The 25,185-nt window shown below is 48.4% G+C and carries 24 protein-coding genes; 1 reads left to right on the forward strand and 23 read right to left on the reverse strand.

Going from position 1 to position 25,185, the window contains the following annotated elements; genetic code table 11:
- The 10 genes from WKT10_RS07970 to WKT10_RS08015 form a co-directional block, all read right to left on the reverse strand.
- Positions 1-828: a carbohydrate ABC transporter permease gene (locus WKT10_RS07970; protein ID WP_317439474.1), complete on the reverse strand. Its 828-nt coding sequence runs from the start codon at positions 826-828 to the stop codon at positions 1-3.
- Positions 825-1,700, reverse strand: a complete 876-nt coding sequence (locus WKT10_RS07975) for a carbohydrate ABC transporter permease (RefSeq protein ID WP_337433368.1) — start codon at positions 1,698-1,700, stop codon at positions 825-827. The genes WKT10_RS07970 and WKT10_RS07975 overlap by 4 nt, the downstream gene beginning before the upstream one ends.
- Entirely contained in the window at positions 1,697-2,584 is an 888-nt protein-coding gene (locus tag WKT10_RS07980) for an HAD-IIB family hydrolase (protein WP_066545743.1), read from the reverse strand. The genes WKT10_RS07975 and WKT10_RS07980 overlap by 4 nt, the downstream gene beginning before the upstream one ends.
- A gap of 186 nt (positions 2,585-2,770) precedes the next feature.
- Positions 2,771-4,387 carry a helix-turn-helix domain-containing protein gene (locus tag WKT10_RS07985; RefSeq protein WP_296035559.1) on the reverse strand — a complete coding sequence of 539 codons (1,617 nt, stop codon included), beginning with the start codon at positions 4,385-4,387 and terminating at the stop codon, positions 2,771-2,773.
- Positions 4,388-4,428: 41 nt separating this feature from the next.
- Positions 4,429-6,279 carry a B12-binding domain-containing radical SAM protein gene (locus tag WKT10_RS07990; protein ID WP_340276561.1) on the reverse strand — a complete coding sequence of 617 codons (1,851 nt, stop codon included), beginning with the start codon at positions 6,277-6,279 and terminating at the stop codon, positions 4,429-4,431.
- A gap of 5 nt (positions 6,280-6,284) precedes the next feature.
- Positions 6,285-6,779 carry a deoxycytidylate deaminase gene (locus tag WKT10_RS07995; RefSeq protein WP_066545737.1) on the reverse strand — a complete coding sequence of 165 codons (495 nt, stop codon included), beginning with the start codon at positions 6,777-6,779 and terminating at the stop codon, positions 6,285-6,287.
- A 94-nt stretch (positions 6,780-6,873) separates the two neighbouring features.
- Entirely contained in the window at positions 6,874-7,128 is a 255-nt protein-coding gene (locus WKT10_RS08000) for a DUF2007 domain-containing protein (protein WP_143331336.1), read from the reverse strand.
- Between the two features lie 147 nt (positions 7,129-7,275).
- Positions 7,276-7,656, reverse strand: coding sequence for a DUF1667 domain-containing protein (locus tag WKT10_RS08005; RefSeq protein WP_296035547.1), 381 nt, complete (start codon positions 7,654-7,656; stop codon positions 7,276-7,278).
- Entirely contained in the window at positions 7,650-8,912 is a 1,263-nt protein-coding gene (locus tag WKT10_RS08010) for an NAD(P)/FAD-dependent oxidoreductase (RefSeq protein WP_340276564.1), read from the reverse strand. The genes WKT10_RS08005 and WKT10_RS08010 overlap by 7 nt, the downstream gene beginning before the upstream one ends.
- 3 nt (positions 8,913-8,915) lie before the next feature.
- A complete protein-coding gene (locus WKT10_RS08015) occupies positions 8,916-10,373 on the reverse strand; it encodes an NAD(P)/FAD-dependent oxidoreductase (RefSeq protein WP_340276566.1) in 1,458 nt (485 codons plus the stop codon).
- Between the two features lie 791 nt (positions 10,374-11,164).
- Between WKT10_RS08015 and WKT10_RS08020 the strand changes: the two genes are divergently transcribed.
- Positions 11,165-14,725 carry a glycosyl hydrolase family 28 protein gene (locus WKT10_RS08020; protein ID WP_340276568.1) on the forward strand — a complete coding sequence of 1,187 codons (3,561 nt, stop codon included), beginning with the start codon at positions 11,165-11,167 and terminating at the stop codon, positions 14,723-14,725.
- A 62-nt stretch (positions 14,726-14,787) separates the two neighbouring features.
- On the opposite strand, the gene WKT10_RS08025 is transcribed toward WKT10_RS08020, so the two are convergent.
- The 13 genes from WKT10_RS08025 to WKT10_RS08085 all read right to left on the reverse strand — a co-directional run bounded on the left by WKT10_RS08025 (position 14,788) and on the right by WKT10_RS08085 (position 25,175).
- Positions 14,788-15,465, reverse strand: a complete 678-nt coding sequence (locus tag WKT10_RS08025; RefSeq protein WP_296035535.1) for a FadR/GntR family transcriptional regulator — start codon at positions 15,463-15,465, stop codon at positions 14,788-14,790.
- A 14-nt stretch (positions 15,466-15,479) separates the two neighbouring features.
- A complete protein-coding gene (locus WKT10_RS08030; protein WP_337433361.1) occupies positions 15,480-16,571 on the reverse strand; it encodes an L-threonylcarbamoyladenylate synthase in 1,092 nt (363 codons plus the stop codon).
- A 147-nt stretch (positions 16,572-16,718) separates the two neighbouring features.
- On the reverse strand, positions 16,719-17,123 hold the full coding sequence (gene atpC / locus WKT10_RS08035) for an ATP synthase F1 subunit epsilon (RefSeq protein ID WP_066545684.1): 405 nt from the start codon (positions 17,121-17,123) through the stop codon (positions 16,719-16,721).
- An 18-nt stretch (positions 17,124-17,141) separates the two neighbouring features.
- On the reverse strand, positions 17,142-18,539 hold the full coding sequence (gene atpD / locus WKT10_RS08040; RefSeq protein WP_066545682.1) for a F0F1 ATP synthase subunit beta: 1,398 nt from the start codon (positions 18,537-18,539) through the stop codon (positions 17,142-17,144).
- 98 nt (positions 18,540-18,637) lie between these two features.
- Positions 18,638-19,495, reverse strand: coding sequence for an ATP synthase F1 subunit gamma (gene atpG / locus WKT10_RS08045; RefSeq protein WP_066545680.1), 858 nt, complete (start codon positions 19,493-19,495; stop codon positions 18,638-18,640).
- Positions 19,496-19,516: 21 nt separating this feature from the next.
- Positions 19,517-21,037 carry a F0F1 ATP synthase subunit alpha gene (atpA, locus tag WKT10_RS08050; RefSeq protein WP_066545675.1) on the reverse strand — a complete coding sequence of 507 codons (1,521 nt, stop codon included), beginning with the start codon at positions 21,035-21,037 and terminating at the stop codon, positions 19,517-19,519.
- Between the two features lie 14 nt (positions 21,038-21,051).
- Positions 21,052-21,591 (reverse strand): ATP synthase F1 subunit delta, encoded by a 540-nt coding sequence (gene atpH, locus WKT10_RS08055; RefSeq protein ID WP_066545672.1) that lies wholly within the window; start codon positions 21,589-21,591, stop codon positions 21,052-21,054.
- Positions 21,588-22,094, reverse strand: coding sequence for a F0F1 ATP synthase subunit B (atpF, locus tag WKT10_RS08060; RefSeq protein ID WP_066545671.1), 507 nt, complete (start codon positions 22,092-22,094; stop codon positions 21,588-21,590). The genes atpH and atpF overlap by 4 nt, the downstream gene beginning before the upstream one ends.
- A 42-nt stretch (positions 22,095-22,136) precedes the next feature.
- Positions 22,137-22,418 carry an ATP synthase F0 subunit C gene (atpE, locus tag WKT10_RS08065; protein WP_066545669.1) on the reverse strand — a complete coding sequence of 94 codons (282 nt, stop codon included), beginning with the start codon at positions 22,416-22,418 and terminating at the stop codon, positions 22,137-22,139.
- A gap of 48 nt (positions 22,419-22,466) precedes the next feature.
- Positions 22,467-23,228, reverse strand: a complete 762-nt coding sequence (locus tag WKT10_RS08070; RefSeq protein WP_066545666.1) for a F0F1 ATP synthase subunit A — start codon at positions 23,226-23,228, stop codon at positions 22,467-22,469.
- Positions 23,229-23,249: 21 nt separating this feature from the next.
- Complete coding sequence (locus tag WKT10_RS08075; RefSeq protein ID WP_066545663.1) at positions 23,250-23,672, reverse strand: hypothetical protein; 423 nt, start codon at positions 23,670-23,672, stop codon at positions 23,250-23,252.
- 12 nt (positions 23,673-23,684) lie between these two features.
- Positions 23,685-23,948 (reverse strand): AtpZ/AtpI family protein, encoded by a 264-nt coding sequence (locus tag WKT10_RS08080; protein WP_066545660.1) that lies wholly within the window; start codon positions 23,946-23,948, stop codon positions 23,685-23,687.
- 354 nt (positions 23,949-24,302) lie between these two features.
- Positions 24,303-25,175 (reverse strand): ABC transporter permease, encoded by an 873-nt coding sequence (locus WKT10_RS08085; RefSeq protein WP_066545657.1) that lies wholly within the window; start codon positions 25,173-25,175, stop codon positions 24,303-24,305.
- Positions 25,176-25,185: the final 10 nt, after the last annotated feature.

Consider the following 25,185-nt stretch of genomic DNA (forward strand, 5'->3'; position numbering starts at 1 on the left):
TTATTCTTTTACCGCGCCGGACATCATGCCCGCCACGATCTGTTTCTGAAATACGATAAAGAGCAGCACAGTCGGAACCAGAGCCACTACAACTCCGGCCATCACCGGCCCAAATACAGCAGATTCCCTGTCCTTTAACATGGTAATTCCTACCTGTATGGTTCTCAGCTCATTTTTATTCGTTACGAGCATGGGCCACACATACTGGTTCCAGACATTTACAAAAGAGGACAGGAATACGGTAGTTACAACCGGACGGCTGGTAGGCATCAGGATACTGAAGAAAAACCGCAAATTCCCGCAGCCGTCAATAGCAGCTGCTTCCTTTAAGCTTTTGGAAAATCCCAGAAAATGCTGCCGCAGCATAAAGATATTAGCCGCAGACACAAGATAAACCACACAGATTCCCATATATGTGTTCACCAGCCGTAAACGGCTTACTGTGGTGAAATTGGCAACGATCAGTACATCCGGCGGGATCATCATGGTGCTGAGAGTCAAAAAGAACAGCAGCTTCTTTCCCTTAAATTCCATAAAAGAAAAGGCAAAGGCGGACATGCAGGCTACCAGTACGCGGCTCACACTGCAGATCACAGCAACCACAAAGGAATTTACCATATATCTTGGAAGGGTAGTCCTTGTAAATGCAGTCACATAATTGTCAAAAGTTACCTTAGGAGGAAGGAAATGAGGAGGAGAAGCCAGCACTGCCTTTTGCTCCATCAGTGAAACCGAAACTGCATAGAGAATGGGAAACAGCATGAAAAAGGCCAGTCCCAGACACAAAACCTGCATGAAAACACCCCATTTATCACGTTTTGCCATCATGAGTAATGCACTCCTTTCTTTTCCCATAAAAATCCTAAAAGCGTAGCTGCCAGAGTCATTATAAATGCAATGATCGCCGCCGGATTAGCATTGGTATAGTTGCCGGCTGCGCCGATCTGTTTAAAAATATAGTACATAATTGTGATCGTTGCGTTTTTAGGTCCCCCGTCTGTAAGAACGCTTACAAGACTCATCATCATCATACTGTAGGAAATGTCTGTTATAATAAGATAAAACATGGTAGGCGTTGTCAAAGGAAGATAAATCTGAAACAGCTGACGAAACGGGCCCGCACCGTCTATGGATGCGCTTTCAATCATATCCTTCGGCACGCTTCTCACTGCGGCCAGCATAAAGATAAACGCATAACCTGTAGACAGCCAGATCTGGATAACTGCAATGGCAATCATGGCGTACTTTGGATCTGTCAGCCAGTTGATCTTAAGCCCTGTTACGCCGTTGATAAAGCCCAGGGACGGAACATAAAGAAGCTGGAAAATCATGGCTGTCACGGATACCGCCATTGCCATAGGCAGGGCGAATGAGGTCTCATAAAGGAAGGATGTCTTTCTGCGCTTATTCGCCAGAAGTGCCAGAAGCATTCCCAGTATTTTTGAAACAGGCACCGTTAAAATAACATAAACCAGTGTATTGATCACTGCTTTCACAAAGGTTTCATCCTTCAATATATACAGATAATTCTCAAATCCCACAAAACGCTTCAGCGTTCCCATGGAATCTACAATAAAAAAGCTCTTGTAGACTGTCTGAAGAAACGGGAGAAACGTAAAAGGGATAAACAGCGCAAATGCCGGCAAAAGCCAGCAGTACGGTTCCAGTACCTTTTTTAATGATGTTCGCTTTCCTTTCATTGTCCCTTACCTCTTTCTGATCCTTTGCATTCTAAAGCCCCATGGCACCGCTGCGGTAGATTTAAAGCTTCCAGTGCTTCTATAACACCGTAGACCCATTTTTCATGGCTGACATAATCAGCTTCTTCTTTTAATGCAGAAACAGCGTTTCCTACGGCAGCTCCCAGTCCTGCTGCCCTAAACATATCGATGTCATTTTTATTATCTCCCAGCACCATGACCTCATCCATGGGGATCCCAAGACTCTGCGCCAGCCGTTTTACCCCCATTCCTTTTGTGCACTCTCCCGGCATGACCTCTATCCCCCGGTCATCATAGCGCAGGATCGACAGCTCCTCCTGCTTCCGGTTCCTGTTCAGCTCGCAGATTACCTCATCTACTTTACCCGGAGATGCAGGGTCAATGATCAGGAGCTTTTGTATCCTCCAGTTCTGCCAGTCCTCCTCACAGGCAGGACGCCAGGTTTTTGTCCATGAGCCGTTCCTGCTGCGGCTTCTGGTATAATCATTCTGCCGGTAGACCACCTCATCCGATCCATCTGTGGCAATAATCGCCATATTCAGATGATCGGCACATTCAATAGCGGTTCTTACCTGATCTGTATTCAGATGGTCACTCCAAAGAAGCCCTTTCTTCCCTCCTGCCGCAGCCCCGTTGCAGGCCACCATGGGAAGTGTAATCCCGAGGTGCTCTCCCAGAAGCTCCATCATGTCCAACGGACGGCCGCTTGCCAATGTAAACGGAAGCTCCAGCTTTTGGATCATGGTGCCAAGATGCCTAATCCCGTCTGAAACTCCGGGGCCGTCCGGCTCTGTTCCATCCTGTCTGCAGCCTGCCGGCAGGAGCGTTCCGTCAATATCGCTTACGATCAGACTGACTTTCATATCCATCTCCCAACTATACAGCGTTTTGTTTGTTCTACTCGTATTATATATAAGTGTCCCTGTTTCTGGCTTTCATTCTTGCGACACTTTTTATCATTTTTTCGACTTCATGTGTAAATCCATCGTAAAAAAAGTGCTGTTTTTTCCTTATAAGATAAAAAAACAGCACTTTTCCGTATATTAATATCATTTTTCCGAATATTCCATTTCCAGTTTCTGGTTACGTCTTTGTTCGCTTTCTCTGCGGAACTGTTTGGGCGTCACTCCGAAATACTGCCGGAATACACGGATAAAATAGGAAAAATTATCATATCCCGATTCCATTGCCACCTCGCTGACAGAAAGCCCCGTCGTCTGCAGCAGTGTTTTTGCCCGCTCCATTCTCTTTTTAATCAGGTATCCCCGAATCGTCATTCCTGTTATGTTTCGGAAAATTCTGGTGGTATAATCGGGATTTAAGTGAGTTAAATCCGCAATCTGCTCCATGGTAATGTCATTTTTAAGATTAGAACGGATATACTCCTTTACTTTTCTCACCACCTCTGCTCCATGGGTCCCTTCCTTCAGGCTGTTCTGTCCTGTAATATATTCCGTGCATTTGGACACCCACCGGCACATTCCGTCAATGGACAGGATTGCAATCTTATAGAGGCGGTATATCTCATGATTATCGTAAAGCTCATGGGCCCGCATTTCCTTTTTTTCCATATATGTAAAAAACAGCTGGAGCATATCCTGCTGGAAAATACGGAAATTCTGCTCGCTTAAATGCCCCAGTCTTGCCAGAGGTACCAGAAATTTTTCAACCTCTTTTACCAGCCGCTGGGGTTCTTTTGTATAAAGAAGCTCTCCCCAGGTATCCGGAACTGCAATTTCTTTCTTTTCTCCCAGACTCTGCCTGTTTACACAGGTTATGCGGTTCTGCTGAAGCACATCATCCTTGCTGTAGGTAAGAAGGCTGCTGTAGGTATCGGCCAGCTGTTCACAGAACACCGACTCACCAATATAGCACAAAAGCTCTGCCTGATACTCACTGCGGCAGCGGTCTGCCAGAATCCGGCATCGTTCCTGAGCCGTATCAAACTCTGCCTCCTCCAAAAGGATCACTACACGGGTATAAATCACAATCACCTTGCTGCTGTCTCCATCTGTTTTTACAAATGCCCGGGCAAGATTCTGAATCGCTGCCTGGCACAAATCATCCCCCCAGGCCATTTTCATCTCATCTTCATTTGCCAGTGTGATCAGCACCATCCGATAGCGGCTGTCCTTGTCCAGCTTTGCATCTACCTGGGCAGCGGCGGCCTCGATCTCCTCCGGCCCTCCGGGAATCCGGTTTAAACAGAGCTTTTTCCAGAACATCTCCTGAATCATGCGCTGATTATTTTTCCAGTAACGCCCGTACTGCTTTTCTTCGGTTTCCTCCTGTTGTCTGAAGCGCCGCTCTTTAAACCGCTCCACTGCCTTGAAAAATGCTTCCTCTGAAACAGGTTTTTTTAAATAATCGACTGCTTCAACATATAAAAGCCTGCGAAAAATTTCCTCTGAAAAGCGACTTCCAGTCAGGATAATCCCTGCATTCGGGACAGTGGAACGCAGTTCTGTCAGAAGTGCCTCTCCTCCATCCTCAGCGATTTCCGTACAGCAGACGATAAGGTCTGGTTTCTGATTTTTTGCCGTTTCCCTGGCCGTCCTTTCGCTGTAGGCCGTTGCCGCACTCTCCACGCCGCAGGCCTCCCAGTGAATCCTTTTTTTCAGTTCCCTTATATCCTCTATCTCCGAATCGATCAGCAATATCTTCATCCGGTTTCTCCGTTTCCTGTTTATGCGCAGTCTGGCTTTTTCTATTCAATCTCAACCCGAACCATCCTTGCATTATAGGTCAGCGGGTCGCGGTTTTTATAGTCAAACAGCAGAAAACTTCCGTCCCCCGCCGGCTCCAGATGGGCCATCTTTGCCAGCTGGCGGGAATCATATCCCGTATAATCCGGAAGCAGGCAGGGGCAGTCCTCCTCCTGCCTAAAAAAACGCCGGATCTGCTCCTTGAAATGTGAAAGATTCCTGGCAAAGGAAGGACGGCTTTTGATATTTTCCCGGAGGTACAGATCGGTCATCAGAGCATCTCTGTACTGCTCACGCTTTCTCTCTGCATCTGTTCTGCTGCCGTCAGAAAACATTTCCTCTGCCTGCTCCCACAGGATCTCATACCGTGCCAGACGGCTGTGATTTACGCCGCCATATCCCTTCTTCTGGTAAAATCCGGCCAAATCCAGAAACATTTCATAGGGCGTATCAAATTCCTGCCTCAGCTGCTCCAGTGTACAGGTAAACTGGCGGCTGTTATAGTAGACTTCCACCATCTCTTCCACAGCCTTTAACTCCAGGATATCTCCATAAGAAAGCCATCGGGTGGACAAGACCTCATAGGGCGGGGAAGATGAATATAACAGCTCACAGGCAGGAATCATTTCTTCCATATAGGAGCCTTTTAACACCTTCAAAAATCCCAGCTGCAGCTGTTCCGGCTCCATATCATATACCTCATTAAAGGATTTTCTAAAGCTGCTTAAATCCTCATGGGGAAGGCCTGCGATCAGATCCAGATGCTGGTGGATGTTGTGCCGGCTGTTGATATGATGGGTAATCTTTCTTATTTCTGCGATATCTGTTTTTCTCCGGATTGCCGAAAGCGTGTCCGGATTGGTGGACTGGACTCCTATTTCCAGCTGAATCAGTCCCGGACGCATGGAAGAAAGGAGGTTCAGCTCCTCCTGATCCAGAAGATCTGCTGCGATTTCAAAATGGAAGTTCGTAATGCCGTTGTCATTTTCCCGGATAAACTGCCAGATTGCCATGGCGTGGGATTTTTTACAGTTAAAGGTGCGGTCCACAAACTTTACCTGCGGTACTCTGGCATTTAAGAAAAAGGACAGCTCTTCCTTTACCCGTTCCAGACTGCGGAAACGGACGCTCTTATCAATGGACGACAGGCAGTAAGCACAGGAAAAAGGGCAGCCTCTGCTGCTCTCATAGTAAATAATCCTGTGTTCCAGTTGTTCCATCTCCAAAAATCCATAGGGAAAGGGGATCCGGTTCATATCCATGGGCGGACGGATACCGGTGTCATAAACGGGCCATCCTGCCTGTCCATCACTGCCCGTAAAAGTACCCCAGGCTGCGCCGTCTTTATTGCCCTGACTGTCCAAAAATACCAGTCCGGGAATCCACTTTTGTTTTATTTTTTCCAGATATCCACTGAAGGAAGCTCCTGATCCCTCCTTTTCCACCAGAACCTGTAAAAGCTGTGCAAAGGTTTCCTCGCCTTCCCCTTTCATCACCAGATCCGCCGCAGGCTGTTCTCTTAAAATCTCCTCACCGCAGTAGGATACCTCAGGACCTCCAAGCCATATCTTCACTTCCGGGAGCACCTTTTTTATATCTGCCAGAAGACATTTTATATAAGAAATATTCCATATATAGCAGGAAAAACCGATCACATCCGGCTTCCTGCAATACAGATCTTTAAGAATCTGTTCTAACTGGTGGTTGATGGTATACTCCGCCAGCTCGATCTGTATCTGTTCTCTTTTAAAGCCCTGCTCTGCCAGCATCTTCTCACCGTAAGCCTTCAGGCTGTAGATCCCCAGATTGGAATGGATATATTTGGCATTTACCGCTGCCAGAAGAACCTTCATTTTCCCTAAACCTCGATTTCAATTTTACGCCCTGTAGGCTGATACTGATAATACCTTACTCCGGCTGCATTGAGCATCCGCTTGGAAGCCCGCACGGCAGGCGTATCGGCATACTTGTCTTCCCCATAGACAATCGTTGTAATTCCCGCCTGAATAATGGCCTTGGCACATTCATTGCAGGGGAAAAGGGTCACATAAAGCTTGCTGCCCTCCAGGCTTCCGCCTCTGTAATTTAAAATGGCATTCAATTCGCTGTGGGTAGAATAAAAGTATTTTGCATGGTAGGGATCGTCCGCCTCATGCTCCTTCTCCCAGGGAAATTCGTCATCTGAACAGCCCTTGGGGAAACCATTGTAGCCCATAGAAAGGATCTTGTTGTCCTGGCTTACGATACAGGCTCCCACCTGGGTGCTGGGATCCTTAGAGCGTTTCCCCGACAGACAGGCCACTCCCATAAAATATTCATCCCATGTAATATAATCCTCGCGCTTTCCCGACATACGTTTCCTCCTGTTTCGTATATTTTCTCTCTGCATTCCACTATATAATAGATTGGGGGAAAATGCAAGGATGGAGAAGGTTTGTAGATGGGCTCTACACCTGTGAATGAATCAGCCTCACTGCCCACTCTGCATCCTTTTTATCCACATAAAAGGAATATGTAACCAGAAGCCTGTTATTTCCCAGGCTTCCAAGTCCGGCCTGATCAAACGGATTTCGTCTTGAATCATCCCGGGCCCGAATCTTGTATTCTATATGATTTTCATTCAGAATTTCCTGTACCCGTTCCTTCTGGAAGCTGTCTGAGGTGGAATATACCCGTTCTGTCTTTCCAATGAAAAGGCTCATGCATTTCTCCTCCTTCTGTAATCGTTCTTTCATTAAAAAATACCATATTTCATCCAGAATGTTAAGGACATTCATTTAAAAACCCTTCTTAAATACAGACAGCCGGACCCGTTTTCACCACTGGTCCGGCTGTCTGTATACATGATTTTATTTCTGTTTCTCCACCGTCTTCGTCACGATCACATCGGAATCGTATCCTAAAAGTCCTTCTATCACTACAGTCCCTGCTTTCACTGGTGCAGTGACGCGGCATCTGCGGATTTCTTCCATGGCGTCAAAGATCCTTGCCTTTGGTATGGGGGCCGTGAGGCGGACACTTGTAAGGGGCAGCTCTCCTCCCTCTACCGAAATGGAGGTTGCGATATTTCTTCTGGGATCGGTGAGCTCCTGCTCCACATAAGCTTTCCCTCTTGGACAGGCTGCTCCTTCTATGGAACGGATCCGGCAGGCTCCATCCTCCGTTTTCTCAAGTTCTGCTGTGATCTCACAGCCATTTGGACAGATAATACAGGTAAATTCTCTTACCATTCCACACTCACCTCCAGTTCTTTACAGCCTGACAGCTTCTCTGCCTTTAATGGAATCTGAATCATTTCTGCCGGAATGGCTTTTTTCATCTTTTTAAAAGCCACCTCCGTTCCATCCTGACGTACTACGATACGGCAGTCCTTAAATGGCCTGTTTACACGCAGTGACAATCTGCAGTCCTCTTTTCCGGAAATACGCTGCGGCACTGTGTGATTGATAAAACAATCGGTACGAATCACAACGGGACACTCCGGCAGACATCCCTTATCTACATATTCCGCTGCAGCATCCGCCAGCCGTTCCGCCTCCATGGACACAAAGTCTACCAGATCATGGACGTGGAGCACATTTCCTGCTGCAAAGATACCGGGCCTATCCGTCTGGAAATACTCATCTACTTCTGCGCCCTTTGTTCTCCCGTCCAAGGTTACGCCGGCATCCAGGGAAAGCTCATTTTCAGGAATCAGGCCTACCGACAGGATCAGCGTATCGCAATCATACTCTTTTTCCGTTCCCGGAATCGGTTTCATATGCTCATCTACCTGAGAAACCGTCACACCGGTCAGACGTTTATCCCCGTGGATGGCTGTAACCGTATGGCTCAGATAAAGGGGGATTCCATAGTCGTTTAAGCACTGCTCAATATTTCTGGGAAGGCCGCTTGGATATGGCTGGATCTCAAATACAGCCTTTACATGGGCTCCCTCTAACGTAAGGCGTCGTGCCATAATCATACCGATATCACCTGAACCCAGAATCACCACTTCCTTTGCAGGCATCCGGTTATACAGATTGATATATGCCTGAGCCACTCCTGCAGTAAATACGCCTGCGGGCCTTTCTCCCGGAATCCCCAGAGCCCCGCGGGTGCGCTCTCTGCAGCCCATAGTAAGGATCACTGCCTTTGCCTTCCACTGCTTTAAGCCCTGAGGCATAGCTGCAGTAACCACATGTTCCTTTGTCACCTCTAAAACCGTGGCGTCCGTCAGATAGGGGATCTTAAGTTCATGCACCCGGTCGATAAATTTCTGTGCATATTCCGGGCCGCTTAGGGTCAGGCCAAAGCGGGTCAGGCCAAACCCGTCATGGATACACTGGCGCAGGATACCGCCCAGATGTTTCTCCCGCTCCAGAATCAGAATATCCGTAATCCCTTTTTCATACAGCCGCACTGCTGCCGCCAGTCCTGCCGGACCGCCGCCCACTATGACTGCATCCACTGCTTCACAGACGATCTCATGCTCTAAATGTCCCATATCCTACACCTCCCGAACCTTTCCGAACAATACCTGTGAACCTTCCCGCTCATACTGCACCTGGGTTTCTTTTTTCCCCAGCTCCTGTTCGATGAGCTGCTCGATCCGCATCTGGCAGTAACCGCCCTGACAGCGCCCCATCATGGAACGTGTCCTGTATTTGATGCCTGTCATGGTATCCACTCCCAGAGGATTATGGATAGCCTTTAAAATTTCCGCCTTCGTAACCTTCTCACAGCGGCAGATCACCTCTCCATAATCTGGATCTTCTTCAATCAATCGGGCCTGTTCCTCCATGGAACATTCCTCAAAGCGGCGGATTCCCTTTCTTTCCGGATTAAAATCAGGATTCTCTTCCAGTTTTTCCCTTTCCTTCATCATTTCAATGGCATACCGCGCAATGGGTACTGCTGCTGTCAGTCCCGGAGACTCTATTCCTACCAGATTGATGGCCCTGGGCGCAAGATCATCCCGTATCTCAATCTTAAAATCCTGGATCACTCCCTGATCATCCACCCATTTTGGAAGGATACCGGAATAATTGCGGATATAATCCTGCTTACGGATACAGGGCCACAGATCCGAAGCGCTGTTAGCCAGATAATCCATATTTTCCTGCGGCACTCCATAGTAGGTGAAATCCGTCACCAGATCCGCATTTGGCCCGATAATAACATTTCCGTCTGTGGTATTCGTCACATGAATTCCCATATATGTATTGCTTGGAACCGGATAAACGGGCATAGGAAGCAGCGGGCCGGTACGCTTATCCAGAATAATGTAATCGCCCTTGGAGCCGATGATATGATATCCCGTAACTCCTAGGAGATCGGAAATTTTTCCACATCCAAGGCCTGCACTGTTTACCACCCAGCGGCTGTAAAAGGTTCCCCCGGAAGTGGAAATACAGTAATTTCCGTCTCCGTCCCTGGAAATATCCGTTACCTCACAGCCGAAATGATACTCAGCCCCGTTCGCATGGGCATTTTCTGCCAGGGCAATGGTATAGCCAAAGGGATCTACAATCCCGCTGTTCTTTGAATACATGGCAAATTTTCCCACTACCGCAGGTACCAGCTCGTGGAGACGTTTTTCGTCAATGAGCTCTAATCCTGAGGCCCCATTGTCCTCTCCCTGGCGGATCGTGCGCTTTAAGGTCTCCATGTCCTCATCCGTATTGCCGACCAGCACCTTTCCACAGCGGATAAAGCGAAAATCCAGTTCCTTAGCCAGGTCTCCCATCATCTGGTTTCCCTCTACGCAGAGCTTTGCCTTTAAACTTCCTCTGTCATAAGCAAAGCCTCCGTGAACCACGCCGGAATTGCGCCCGCTGGTCTCATTGCAGACATCCAGATTTTTCTCCAGAACGCCGATCCTTAAACGATATCGTGACAGCTCTCTGGCAACGGCGCTCCCCACTACACCTCCGCCGATGACGAGCACATCATATAGTTCTTTCATGTTCCAGCTCCTCCTTTTATTGGGTGAATATTCATCCTATAAATTATAGTTTATTTTTAGCATATTGGCGGGAATAAGTCAATATTTTTTGAGATATTATCAAATATTCATAGGACGAATATTTGTATTTTCTCTATCGACTCTTTCATTAAATTTACTCAAAAATTTTTGTGACTTTTTCATAACTCCCCATTTTTTTCTTTATAATTTTTTCACAAATATTTTATATTTTCTCTGTTACTTTTAACAGTGTACAAATAATTTTTCATTAGTTATACTTTTATCTGTATACAAATATTGGTAACGCGTCCAAAGTAACTCGAAAGGAATTCAGTTATGAAGATCCATTTTCCGTCCAATCTATACCGTTATGCATCCATAACTCTTGCTGGTACGTTAACAACGGGTGCAATTCTTTTTAGCCCCGATTTGCAAACGTTTGCAAGTTCTCAGAACAGCCTTACTGCTTCCCATTCTGATGCCAATCGCGATGATTTCACCCCCCCCCCATATATCAGCCTTTAGCTACTCCATCAGATGCTGAACACAGTTCCTCCGAAGACCGGGATGAGGACAATGAAATAATCGCTACTCCATCAGATGCAACCTCATCAGATGCGCATAAACGTCCCGCTTCCCCCTCTGACGCTGTTTCTACTCCGTCAAATGCGGCCCCAAAAATAGAACGCCGCAAAACGCCTCCCCTGACAGAACCCAAATATGACCGTACGGAAGGCAGCGAGGACGTAACCAATCTGCTGGTTCCCACTCTGGCCTATGACGACACCTCTGTGACGCTGGTATGGAATAAGCCTGAAAAATACGATACTGTCGCAGACTACGCCGTATATCAGGACGGTGAGTTCATCGGAACAGCCCGGGAAAATTTCGCCGAACATGCCGACTGGGCAAGTACATACATGGACGCATTCTACGAATACTATGAAAAAAAGAACATCGAAATGGTAAACGTAGATATTCACTCCTTTACGGCAGATAACCTGACGCCGGATACCTCCTACGAATTTTCCGTCGTGGCTCTGGATGATTCCGGAAATCCGATTGGAGACACGGCTTCTGTTTCCGCCTCCACAGCTCCTGCCCCGGAAATATTTAATATTACAGATTTTGGTGCCCGTACGATTGATACTCCCTATCGTTCCTATGATGACGGGATCAACCGGTTCATTGAAGAAAATACAAAAGCAATCCAGGCTGCCATCGATGCCTGCACGGAAGGCGGAAAGGTTGTCGTTCCTTCCGGTATATTCATGTCAGGCGCTCTGTACCTGAAGAGTAATATGACACTGGAGTTTGAAAAGGGCGCTGTTCTCTTTGGCTCCCCAAATGCAGACCACTATGACAGCAATTATCTCCTGTATCCCTACTCTACAGATACCAGATCCTGGGCTCTGATTAATGCTTACAGCAGCGATGAGGGCGGTATGCTGGAAAATATCCGCATAACAGGAGAGGGAACCATTGATGGAAACGGCTGGAAATATGGCGAAAAGGATGATATCAACGGAGACGGCTACTCTATGTTCTATCAGGATCGCCAGGCAGCTGATCCGGAGGATAAGGCTTACCGCCTCCCACGCTGGGTATCCGGAAACTCCAAAAAGCTATATACCACACCTTTTGAAACCTCCCTTGGTATTCTGGCCTCAGACGCTACCCTGAAGGCAAAAGAAAAAGGATTAAGCGAAAAGGTGGCCTACAATAACCGCCCTAACCTGATTGTAATCCGCGGAACTGAAAATGTTTATATTGGCGATATTACAGTCCGCAATCCTGCCTTCCACACGGTTGCTGTCCTTGACAGTAAAAATGTAACCTCCAATAATGTAAAATATACCACCTATGATTCCAACAATGCAGACGGTATTGAACTTGGAAATACACAGAATGCCATTGTATTTAATAATTTCTTTGATACGGGTGATGATTCTATCAACTTTGCTACCGGTATGGGAAAAGGCGTTCAGGACTGCGAACAGAAGCCTTCCCAGAACATCTGGACCTTTAACAATTTCTTGAGAGAAGGGCATGGCGGCGCTATTGCGGCCGGAAGCCATACAGGAGCCGGTATCTGTAATATGCTGGTAGAAGATAATGTTTTAAACCACAGCGATATGCCATTCCGATTCAAATCTGCTCCTGCCAACGGAGGAGGCGTATGGGATGTGCTGATCCGCGACTGTGCAGTGGGAGAATGCAGCCAGGCGTTTGTAATGAGCACAACCTACAGCGATGTAAATCAGGCTGTATCTGTGGAGCCTGCTGATACACCGGCTGAATTCCGCAATATCAACGCCTATAATCTTACGATTGATGACGTAAAGAAAAATGAGTTCAGCCTGGTAGCTGATGTGGATTACAGCCAGCTTGAAAAGCCCTGGCACACCCACCATGACCTTTATTTCCAGGATATTACATTTACCAACAGTAAAATGGCCCAGGAACTGAAGGGCGTGGAAGATTCCGTCTTTTATAATGTAAGGTTTAATGATAAAGATGAGGATTCCAAGGCTTGGAGCAAGATCTCCGCATCCGGCGGACTGAATTTTGCAGGCGATACCACAACCTCTGATAAAGCGGAGAATGCCATGGATATTCCGGAGTGGACAGAGGATGCCGTACTTACAGCCTCTCCATCTAACGCTTCCCGCGCTTCCGCAGACGAAGCAGCGGAGCTGACCTGGACAGACGCCGCTGACTATGATGAAATCTCCGGCTATATCATCGAAACACGGGCAGACGGACAGCTTGTAGATATTTCCACGCCTGTAACGAAACCTGAATATCAGGCAGAAGGCCTTTGTGCCAATGTCGATTACACCTTTACTGTCTATGCCGTTGATGCAACCGGAAATAAGACCGAAGGTCCCTCTGCAGGCCTGAGAATTGAATCTGCACAGAATGAAACATTAAACGTTCCCTCTGACCGTAAGGTACGCTATTCCGGCGAAGGATATACCTGGGCCTCTGCCACCTTTGCCAATGGCAGCAAAGCAGATCCGCGCATCCGCGGATATCATGCCTATGCAGACGGAGTACTTGTAAAGACAATCTACAATTATGAGCTCGGCAGCAAATCAAGCCAGGATGAACTTACCCTTACCATCGGGCGTCTTATGGAAACAGAAAACGAGGTTATAATTACAGCTTTTGCTGATAATGGCGATACCTTTGATTATGAATCTGAAACGGTAAAGCTCTCACATAAATATGATTTCAAGGCTCCCGAATGGGACAGCAGCCTGGACGTTCGCGAAGAAAATGGAGATCTCATTCTCAGCTGGGAGGAACCGTGGGATGAATCAGGAATCTACGGATACCGTATTTATATGGACGGAAAACCTGTCTACGCAGATGAGGACGACTACTTTAACCATGTAAACAGCAGTTGTACCACCACAAAAACCAGCTATCGAATTTCAGGAGCTGATCTTGAAACCTCTCATACCTTTAAAGTAGAGGCAGCCGATAACTGGTGGAAGGCGCTGAACGGCACAGGTCCCTTCCATTGGACCTACAGCGGACCTCAGGCTGTATGGAACAGGGAAGAAGTTACGGTATCCCTGTCTCCTCAGAATGCACGGATCGCCGTAGGCGGCAGCATCCAGCTACATGCAGAAATCACACCAGCAGGCCTCACTGCCAGCTGGACAAGCTCCGATCCCTCTACAGCCTCTGTAGATGAAAATGGTCTTGTAACCGGTCTGCGTCCCGGTCAGGCTGTAATTACGGTATCTGCCGGCGGCCAGTCTGCCTCTTCTGCAGTTACTGTAAACGATGAAAACGTACCGGAAATTCCTTCTATCCCGGATAATAGCGATTCTGACGGCTCTTCCGGTTCCGGAACCTCTGTAAGCGGCCCCGGCTCCTCTGTATCCAGCCACACAATCCTTGATTCTAAAAAAGGATATGTAAATACGGTATCTGGAATTATAACCGGAAACGGAACAAACAATAGTCATTGGATTCAGGAATCCGGCAATCCATCTCAGTGGAAGCTTCAGTATGCAGATGGAACATTTGCCGCAGGCTCCATAAAAACAGCTGAAAACGGCACTGTATATGAACAGCCCGCATGGGAAATGATCAACGGGGCCTGGTATGCCTTTGGCGCTGACGGATACACAAAATCCGGTTTTTTCTTTGACCATGAGCAGAACAGCTGGTTTTTCATTGATATCAATTCCGGCATGAAAACCGGATGGCAGCAAATCGAAAACAACTGGTATTATTTTAACCCCGTTTCTGACGGTACCATGGGAAAACTGTATACTTCTGCCACAACTCCTGACGGTTATCAGGTAGATGAAAACGGCAGATGGATTCAGTAAGGAAACGCTGGATCTGAAAAAAGCGTGTGCTTCTCCAACAAAAGAAAGCACACGCTTTTTCCTTACGGTTCGGTTTCCGCCCGATACCGATTACTGTTATACATCAAATGGAAATACATCTCCATCTTTGCATCCTCTCCTCTCCGATCCCGGATGGCCTCAAAGATCCTCCTGTGGGAAGAAAGTGTCTGCTCATATTCCGTTTCCTGAACCGAGACGGCAAACATCCGCACGCCCTCTGTGATCACAGGCACCAGATTGGTCATGATCTGGTTGTGGCTGCAGTTAGCGATCTGCTCATGAAACTGTGAATCCTTTAAGGAATAATCCTTTCTCTGACGGATCAGATCTTCCAGCTCCTCTTTGATCTGTTCCAGTTTCTGTAAATCCTCTTCGGCAGCATTCTGGGCTGCCAGTGCTGCCAGCTGAGGTTCCAGCATCAGACGTACCTGGATCAGATCCTCGGTCAGCCTGCGCCGGTCCTCCATCATGGAAAAACCCAGCGGATCATCCACAACGCCTTTTTTTTCAGAAATAAAGGTTCCGGATCCCTGACGGATGGTGACAATATTTCTGGACATCAGTATGCGCAGCGCCTCCCGGACAGTATTGCGTCCCACTCCCAGAGATTCCACCAGCTCTGCTTCCGTCGGAAGCTTATCCCCCGGGCCAAAGCCCTCCTTTTGTATCATTTCCAAAAGCATCTGGGCTGTCTTTTCACCCAGGGTCTGTTTTTCCATGTATTTTCCCCCTCTTATACACGCACAATCTTATATCCTGCCGCCTTGGACAAACGATTCATAATCGCCTGCCCCAGATGGTCTTCCCCAAAGCTTTCCGAAAAAATAACTTCTGCCTTCAGATCATCAAATTCCCGCAGTACTCCGTACAGGTTATGAGCGACCGATTCCTGGCTTTTTCTTGCTCCAATGCTGCGGACAATGCCCTCCGGGTAGGCAGCTCTGGACTCATCCGTACAGATAATTCCCACCCGCACTCCGGCGTCAATCTGCTCCTTTGCCAGTTTCCATACCATGGAAACCATGCGTTCTACCTGTTCCTGAGTCATGGAAGCCTTTTTGTCCTCCATCGCAGGCTCCACTAAAGTAAGCTCTGCCTTGGGAGCATAGTGTTTATACTTCATTCCAGGCGCCTTGGGACGCACGCCTTCTGCCATAGGGCCTAAAATAGCCGGATCAATCGTCACCTCTCCCAGAGTCTCTCTTAACATTTCCATCGTAATGGCTCCCGGCCGAAGCACCACAGGCACCTGTCCCGATACATCCACAATGGTAGACTCCACGCCGATCCCCACAGGGCCTCCGTCAATGATCATATCAATTCTTCCGTTCATATCCTGCCATACATGATCTGCTGTAGTGGGACTGGGACGACCGGAGGTATTGGCGCTGGGAGCGGCAATGGGAACTCCTGCCAGAGCAATCAATCGGTTCGCCACCGGATCGGAAGGCATCCGCACCGCAACTGTCTCCAAACCTCCTGTGGTTCCATAGGGAACCTGGCTGCTTTTGGGGAAAATCATGGTAAGCGGCCCCGGCCAGAAGGCTTCCATCAGCTTCTTACCAGCCTCAGGCATATATTCTACAAGAGGTTCTACTTCTTCCGGACAGGAAACATGGGCAATCAGAGGATTGTCAGAAGGCCGGCCCTTGGCTGCATAAATCTTTTTTGCAGCATCCTCATCCAGAGCATTTCCTCCCAATCCGTATACAGTTTCCGTAGGAAAGGCCACAAGACCGCCCCGGCGGATGATTTCTGCCGCCTCCAAAAGCTCCTCATCCCTTACATGTTCTGTATCCTTTATATAAATTCTCTTTGTCTCCATCACATCTGTACCTCTGTTTTCTTTCCTGTATTTCCCTCATTCTACCACGCAGCAAATGGAAAAACAATTAGTTTAAAGTATCAATCGCCGCCATAACAAAAAACAGCCGCCTTGCGGCGGCCATTTTTAATCAAACTATAATCTATTTTACTTTTCCACAGTTCCGATACGGACCAGAGCCCTGTGAAGCTTTGCCTCGATCATCTGACGCTCCACCTCAGACAGGCCGGACTTGTTCATCTTTTCCTCCGCCCGTGCCTTTGCACGCTTTGCACGCTCCAGATCGATCTCATCGCTCCATTCCCAGGTAGTAGGGATCAGACGGCACTCTCCGTTCATCACGGTCAGCATACCGCCGATACAGGCGGCTGTGCGCTCTGTACCATCCTCCATTATCACATGAGCGGTTCCCATGCCTACTGCCGTACAGTAGTTCATATGACGGGCCATGATCGCCAGATCTCCGTGGATCGTACGGCAGGAAACGCTCTGAACCTGTCCGTCAAAGACATTTCCGTCCATGGTTACGATCTGCAAATGGAAGGCTGCCATAAAGCCTCACCCTCCCTTCTACTGTGCCTTTTTCGCTTTCTCAAAGACATCGTCAATAGTTCCCGCAAACAGGAAGCAGCTCTCGGGAATCTCATCGCACTCGCCGTCCAGAATCTTCTTAAAGCCACGAATGGTTTCCTTTAACGGCACATACTGTCCTGCCATACCTGTAAACTGCTCTGCAACGGAGAAGCTCTGAGACAGGAAGCGCTGTACCTTTCTTGCTCTGGATACAGTCAGCTTATCATCCTCTGACAGCTCATCCATACCCATAATTGCGATAATGTCCTGCAGTTCTTTATATCTCTGAAGCACTCTCTGCACAGATCTTGCCACCTGATAGTGCTCCTCTCCTACTACCTCCGGTGAAAGGATACGGCTGGTAGACTCAAGGGGGTCCACAGCAGGATAGATACCCTGGCTGGCAATATCTCTGGAAAGAACCGTAGTTGCATCCAGATGGGTAAATGTGGTAGCCGGAGCCGGGTCAGTCAGGTCATCCGCAGGCACATATACAGCCTGAACAGAGGTAATAGACCCCTTCTTTGTAGAGGTGATACGCTCCTGCAGGGCGCCCATCTCCGTAGCCAGAGTAGGCTGATATCCTACCGCGGAAGGCATACGTCCCAGCAGAGCGGATACCTCGGAGCCTGCCTGGGTAAAACGGAAAATATTATCAATAAACAGAAGCACATCCTGATTCTTCACATCACGGAAATATTCTGCCATGGTCAGGCCGGAAAGGGCAACTCTCATACGGGCTCCCGGCGGCTCGTTCATCTGACCATATACCAAAGCGGTCTTGTCGATAACGCCGCTCTCCTTCATCTCGCCGTAAAGATCATTTCCCTCACGGGTACGCTCGCCAACGCCTGTAAATACAGACAGGCCGCCGTGAGCCGTAGCAACGTTGTGGATCAGCTCCATAATAAGAACCGTCTTTCCTACGCCGGCACCGCCGAACAGACCGATCTTACCGCCCTTTGCGTACGGACAGATCAGGTCTACTACCTTGATACCTGTCTCCAGGATTTCTGTAGCCGGCATCTGCTCTTCATAGGAAGGAGCCGGACGATGGATAGCCCAGCGCTCCACATCCTCAGGAGCAGGCTTCTCATCTACCGGATCACCTAACAGGTTAAATACACGTCCCAGACACTCATCGCCTACGGGAACGGTAATCGCACTTCCCGTATCTACTGCATCTGCACCGCGCACCAGTCCGTCCGTAGAACTCATGGCAATACAGCGCACTACATCGTCACCAACCTGCTGGGCAACCTCTGCCACCAGGCGATGACCATTTACATCAATCTCAATCGCATTCAGCAGCGCAGGCAGCTCTCCTTCCCTGAAACGGATATCCAGAACAGGACCCGTTACCTGCACTACCTTGCCTATATGTTTCTCAGTCATATACAAATCTCCTTGTTATCCACCCTTTGGCATGTTCTGCCAAAAAATGATGCATATCATCCCCGCACAGATACTCGCGGGGCCGTCTATCCCGCAGATCAGGGTTCCTCCGCTCCTGCCACAATCTCTGTGATCTCCTGAGTGATGCTTGCCTGACGGGCGCGGTTATAGTAGAGACTCAGCTGTTCGATCATCTCGCCGGCATTCTTGGTAGCGGCGTCCATGGCGGTTCTTCTGGCAGCCAGCTCACTGGCTACAGACTCGCACATAGCTCCGTAAAGAAGTCCTGCCAGATACTCCGGCACAATGGAGTCAAATACAGTTTCCGCATCCGGCTCGTACAGAATCAGAGAACGGATCTTTTTTACATCCTTCTCTTCCCCGGAGAAATCCTCCAGAGGCAGCATGCCGGATACGCCGGGACGCTGTGAGAGCATGGAAATAAAATTGGTATAGCCCAGTGCCGCATGGCCAAAGTCGCCTGATTTAAAGCCTTTGCAAAGAAGCTTTGCAATAGTAAAGCAGTCGGAAACAGACAGATCTCCCACCTCAGCAAACTCTTCTGTGAGAATCTCTACCTTACGGCGCTTATAATACTCTACCGCCTTTTTTCCGATGGGAAGCACAATACAGTCCTTTCCTGCCATCTGCGCTTCCATCTCTTTAAACAGGTTGGCATTGTAGCCGCCTGCCAGACCTCTGTCTCCGGCAACTACTACATAACACCAGCGGCCGCTTTTTCCGGACCTGGTATAAACCGATGAAAAGTCCGTATTGCCTGCCGCAATGTCAGCCAGCGTATCCCTTAAAGTATGAAAATAGGGACGGCTGGCATCTGCCCGTTCCTTGGCCCTGCGAAGCTTGGAGGATGCCACCAGTTCCATTGCTTTGGTGATCTGCATGGTGCTCTGTATGCTCTTCATACGGAGCTTCACGGCTTTCATATTTGCAGCCATGGTCTTCCTCCTTTTATCTGATTATCTGGCCTTTAAAAAACGGTCTGTGTAATCCTTAAGAGCCGTCTTTAACTTCTCTTCTGTCTCGCCCTCCAGCTTACCTGTAGAGCGGATTCCTTCCATAGCGGACACACCTGCAGCATCACTGTCTAAGAAGGTGTAAAGTCCCTCTTCATAGGACTGGATATCCTCTACCTCAACCTGAGTTAAGATACCGTTTACAACGGCATACAGGATTGCTACCTGCTTCTCAACCGGAACCGGCGTACTTCTGCCCTGCTTTAATACCTCTACGATACGGGCGCCCTGAGCCAGACGGGCTTTGGTATCCGCATCCAGGTCAGAACCGAACTGAGCAAAGCTCTGAAGCTCTCTGTACTGAGAGTAAACCAGCTTTAAGGTACCGGCTACTTTCTTCATAGCCTTGATCTGTGCATTTCCTCCTACTCGTGAAACAGAAATACCCGGGTTTACAGCAGGCATAATGCCGGAATGGAACAGCTCTGTCTCAAGGAAGATCTGTCCGTCTGTAATGGAAATAACATTGGTAGGAATATAGGCTGATACGTCACCTGCCTGGGTCTCAATAATAGGAAGGGCTGTCAGAGAACCGCCTCCCTTTTCATCAGAAAGCTTTGCTGCGCGCTCAAGCAGTCTGGAGTGCAGGTAGAATACGTCGCCCGGATAAGCTTCACGCCCCGGCGGACGGCGGATCAGAAGGGAAAGTGCTCTGTATGCAACTGCATGCTTACTCAAATCATCATAGATGATCAGAACATGTTTTCCCTTGTTCATAAAATATTCGCCCATCGCACAGCCGGAATAAGGCGCAATGTACTGTAAGGGGCTTGTTTCAGAAGCAGTAGCCGTAACTACGATGGTGTAATCCATCGCGCCGCCTGCCTGGAGCTCAGATACCAGGTTTGCAACGGTAGAACGCTTCTGTCCAATGGCTACATAGATACAGATAACGTCCTTGCCCTTCTGATTTAAAATCGTATCCGTAGCAATGGTTGTCTTACCGGTCTGACGGTCTCCGATGATCAGCTCACGCTGTCCTCTTCCAATCGGGATCATGGAGTCAATTGCCTTGATTCCTGTCTGGAGAGGCTCCTTTACGGGCTGTCTGTCGCAGATACCGGGAGCCGGAGACTCTACGGGTCTGTATTCACTTGTTTCAATAGGGCCTGCTCCGTCAATGGGCTGGCCGATGGCATTTACAACGCGGCCGATCATAGCCTCGCCTACAGGAACAGAGACGACCTTTCCGGTGCGCTTTACTGTCTGTCCCTCGCTGATCCCCTGGTCAGATCCGAATAATACAACAGAAACATTTGTTTCTTCCAGGTTCTGGGCCATTCCGAAGGTGCCGTCTTCAAATTCCAGAAGCTCGCCGGACATACAGTTTGTAAGCCCGCTGACTCTGGCAATACCATCGCCGACCATAAGGACGGTTCCCGTCTCGCTCTGCTCAATGGCATTCTGGTAATATTTGATCTGGCTGCGGATGACCTTGGATATCTCTTCAGGTTTTAATTGCATTCCATTCACATCCTTTATACGATGATTTCCGTAACTTTCTTTCGCAGTCCTGACAGACGTTCCTGCAGTGTGCCGTCAAGCTGCCTTCCCTCCAGCTCTGCCCTGATGCCGCCCACTACCTGCGGGTCAACCTTAAGGGTAAGCTGAATGGTTTTATTGCTAATCTTTTCCAGTCTGGCTTTGAGTGCCTCTTTCTGTTCCTCTGTCAGAGGCACCGCACTGGTGACCACTGCCTCAGCAATTCCCTGGTCTTCATTGTACCTGGTTCTGAATTCCCGGCAGCAGTCTGAAAACTCCCGGAGCATGCCGTTTTCACATAAAAGCTTCAGGAAATTCAGCAGATATACATGAATCTTACCTTCAAAAGCCGTATGGATCAGACCCACACGCTCTGTCTTTGGAATAGAAGGTTCTGCAAGGAGCCGCAGATAAGAGGGTTCTTCCTTAAAAAGCGCCCGAACCATGTCAAGCTGCTCTAACATTTCCTCTGTCAGCTTTTCTTCTGAAGCAAGGTCATAGAGGCTGCCTCCGTAGAGTCTGGCAGTTTTTGTCATGACGCCTCACCTACATTCTCAATAAACTCGTCTATCAGCTTCCTGTGATCGTCCTCGCTGATCTCGCGCTCGATCACCTTTCCTGCGATATCCATGGCAATGCCGCCGATCTCATTTTTGATCTCATTAACGGCTTTCTTCTTCTCCTGAAGGATATCGGCTTCTGCTTTTGCCTTAATACCGGCTGCCTGAGCCTTTGCCTCCTGCAGCATAGCCTCACTGCGGGCAGCTGCATCCTTCTGGGCATCCTGAAGGATTACACTGGCAGTTTCTTTTGCCTTTGCCATCTCTGCCTCGTATCCGGCCTTCATGGTCTCTGCCTCTTCTTTTGCCTTCTTTGCGTCCTGAATCTGAGAATCTGCCAGAGCCCTGCGCTTTTCAATCACTTCGCGGATAGGCTTGAACAGAAACTTTTTAATCAGCCAGCACTGAATGAACAGGTTGCAGATCGTAGCAATGAAGGTCCAGGGTACGATGGTTACAAGTTCCTGTGTCTCTCTCATCTTCCTACCTCCTGTCTGCGGAATACGGTGTTCCCTTTTCCATTAAGACAGGAAATTCATGAATGTGCCAGGAGCAACGAAGATCAAAAGCAGACCTGTAACGAAACCGTAAATACCAGTAGTCTCTGCAATCGCACATCCAAGAAGCATTGTGCTGGTTACGTCAGACTTGCACTCCGGCTGACGGCCGATCGCCTCCAGCGCCTTTGCAACCGCATTACCTTCACCGATACCAGGACCGATACCTGCGATCAGAGCGCAGCCGGCGCCGATGGCACATCCTGCTAAAGCGATACCTTTTGCTAATACCTGAAAATCTGTCATGATAATTTTCCTCCTCGAAAATAAATGTTCTGAGTAAAATAAGTCTGCTTAACCTTCTGCCGCATTGGCAATGTACATGATGGTCAGCATACTGAAAATAAACGCCTGCATGAGACCGGAGAACCAGTCAAAGTATACAGACAGAATGGCGGGAATACCCACATCCAGGATGGGAATGCTTCCCAGGATTTCTCCCAGCGCGCCCGGAAGCCAGCCAAGCAGTGCAGAGCTTGCCACGGCCAGAGCCGCATAAAGAAGGCCGTTGATAACAACGCCGGAAAGAATGTTTCCAAAGTGACGGCAGGCCATACTGATGGGCGTTGCGATTTCAGAAAGGATATTGAACGGCGTCATCACCGGAATCGGTGTGGTAAAGCCCTTCATGTATCCCAGAAGACCGCTTGCCTTAATCTTGTTGGCTGTGATCATAACAAAGACCACTACCGCCCAGGCTGCTTCGACGGAAAGATCGGCTGTCGGGCTTCTAAGACCCGTCAGGCTGATCAGGTTTGACACCGCACTTGTGGTAAAGAGGGCTGCCACAAAGGGGATCAGATAGTCGAACTTTGTACCGCCGGTATTGTTGCGGACCAGATTAGTGGCCTGCTCTACCAGCATCTCTGCTACCGCCTGACGTTTGGAAATATTTTCCACCCTCAGATCCCTGGTAAGCCAGATACAAAAGCCTGTGATCAGGATCATGACAAGCCAGCTGACAACCATGGTCTCAGTGATCACAAAATCACCCAGAACGGGAATTCCCGTGGGAATCCTTAAGTATATGGCCGCACCTGAAATATCAAAGTTCATACTTGCAGTTTCATCTCCTTTCTATGGATTTGGTTTTGCATTTATCATTCCAAACATACTCAGCACCTTGATGCCTGCGCTTGGAAAAAACAGGGGGATAAGCCCTGCTGCACCATTCAGAAACGGAAGGGCTACTGCAAGCACCACCCACAGAAGCTGGGTAACGGTGCGGAACCGGTAGCTGGCCTTCATATCTTTTCTGGCCTGTTCCTCATCCTCGCCGGAAACGATCTTCTGAATCGTAAGTCCCATAAAGAAAAAGTTGGCCACAGCCACTCCGCTGCCTAAAAGGCCGCTTATAATGACCTTCATATCAAAGGGAACTGATGCAGGTGAAATCTTATGAAGAACAAAAAAAGCTGCAAACATAATGACGCACCCTGTCAAAGTAATCCCCGTCACACGGGCTGTCTCCTTTTTGACAGCCGGCTGAATCTGTGCCATCCTCATTCCTCCTTAAAAATGTTCGTTAAATGCCCTCTCATTGGTTCTTTTTTTCTTTTTCTGATGCTTCATAATGTTCTGGTAGACCTTCCAGGCCGTAGCTCCAGAGCCTCCCAGCCCAAAGAAAAAACCGGGAATATAGATCCACGTCCCGATACCAAAACGTCCGGTCAGCCAGCTGCATATAAGAACACAGAGAAGAAGAGGGGCTGCCAGGGACAATCCCAGCTGGGAAAACATAGAAAGAGAACTCATGGTATGGGCCCATCCCTTCATATGTGTGATCCTCCTGTCATATCCTGCGTACCTAAATTTTTTTGGTTGCCTATAGGATTATTTTTGTGCACTCCCTGTCATATTGCACAAATTCCTTTGGCATATTTTTCCATATCAGACACAGTTTTTTTGGTCATGTCCTTACTTTCTTTGTACAATATGAGTGAATTATACTCCATACCCATGGATTTATCAATGGCATTTAGGGAGTTTCTAAATTTTTTATAATATTATCATGCAATTTTTTGTTTGTTTTGCCTTTACGTCTTTTCAACTTGACATTTTTTTAACACATTCTGTTTCAATTTTTATACAATTTTTTTTAGATTTTTTGCTCTTCCCGCGTATCTTCTGTTACATTTTTATTATGGACAGGGGATCAAAGGCATCTCTGAGGGCGTCTCCCACAAAATTTACCGCTGTAACCACGATAATTATCACAAGTCCCGGAGGAATCCAGAGCCAGGGCTGTTTTGTAAGAACGGTAACCGACTGCGCGCTGTTTAACATATTTCCCAGACTGGCGGCCGGAGGCTGCACCCCCATGCCAAGAAAGCTTAAAGCAGCCTCATCCAGCATGGTGAGGGCCATAACAGAGGTGGCATAAACCAGCACAGGAGCCATGGTATTGGGAAGGATTTCTGAAAACAGGATGTGGAAAGCAGGCATGCCTGCCGCCTCACTGCTCTTTACAAAATTCGTCTCTCTTAAGCTGAGCACGTTTCCCCGCACCAGTCTGGCAATTCCCGGCCAGTCTACAAACCCCAGTATCAGGATAATGCTCCACAAACCGGGCTTGAAAATAGCGGCTGCCACTAAAACCAGAAGAATATAGGGAAATGACATAACCATATCCGTAAAACGCATGATCAGGATATCCGCCAAGCCCCCGAAATATCCAGCCAGAAGGCCCAGAAACACGCCCAGAGCAGTAGCGATCAGAGTAGCCAGTACGCCTGCAAAAAGGGAGGTTCGGGCTGCATATAGAAGGCGGCTCAGCATATCGCGGCCAATCTGATCCGTCCCCAGCAGAAATTCATCTCCGGGAGGTGCTCCGAAGGGTCCCACGATTGCCTCCGGATCATAGGGAGCGATCACAGGCGCAAGGACGGCGCTGCCGCAGATCAGAACCAGCACAGCCAGACTTGCCAAAGCCAGACGGTGGCGGCAGAATCTGCGCCATACCGCCCCCGCATAGGTCTCATGATTTTTCATTTGCTTTTTCATTTCATTTTCC

Source organism: Enterocloster sp. HCN-30185 (genome assembly GCF_037890305.1).
Taxonomy (GTDB): domain Bacteria; phylum Bacillota; class Clostridia; order Lachnospirales; family Lachnospiraceae; genus Enterocloster.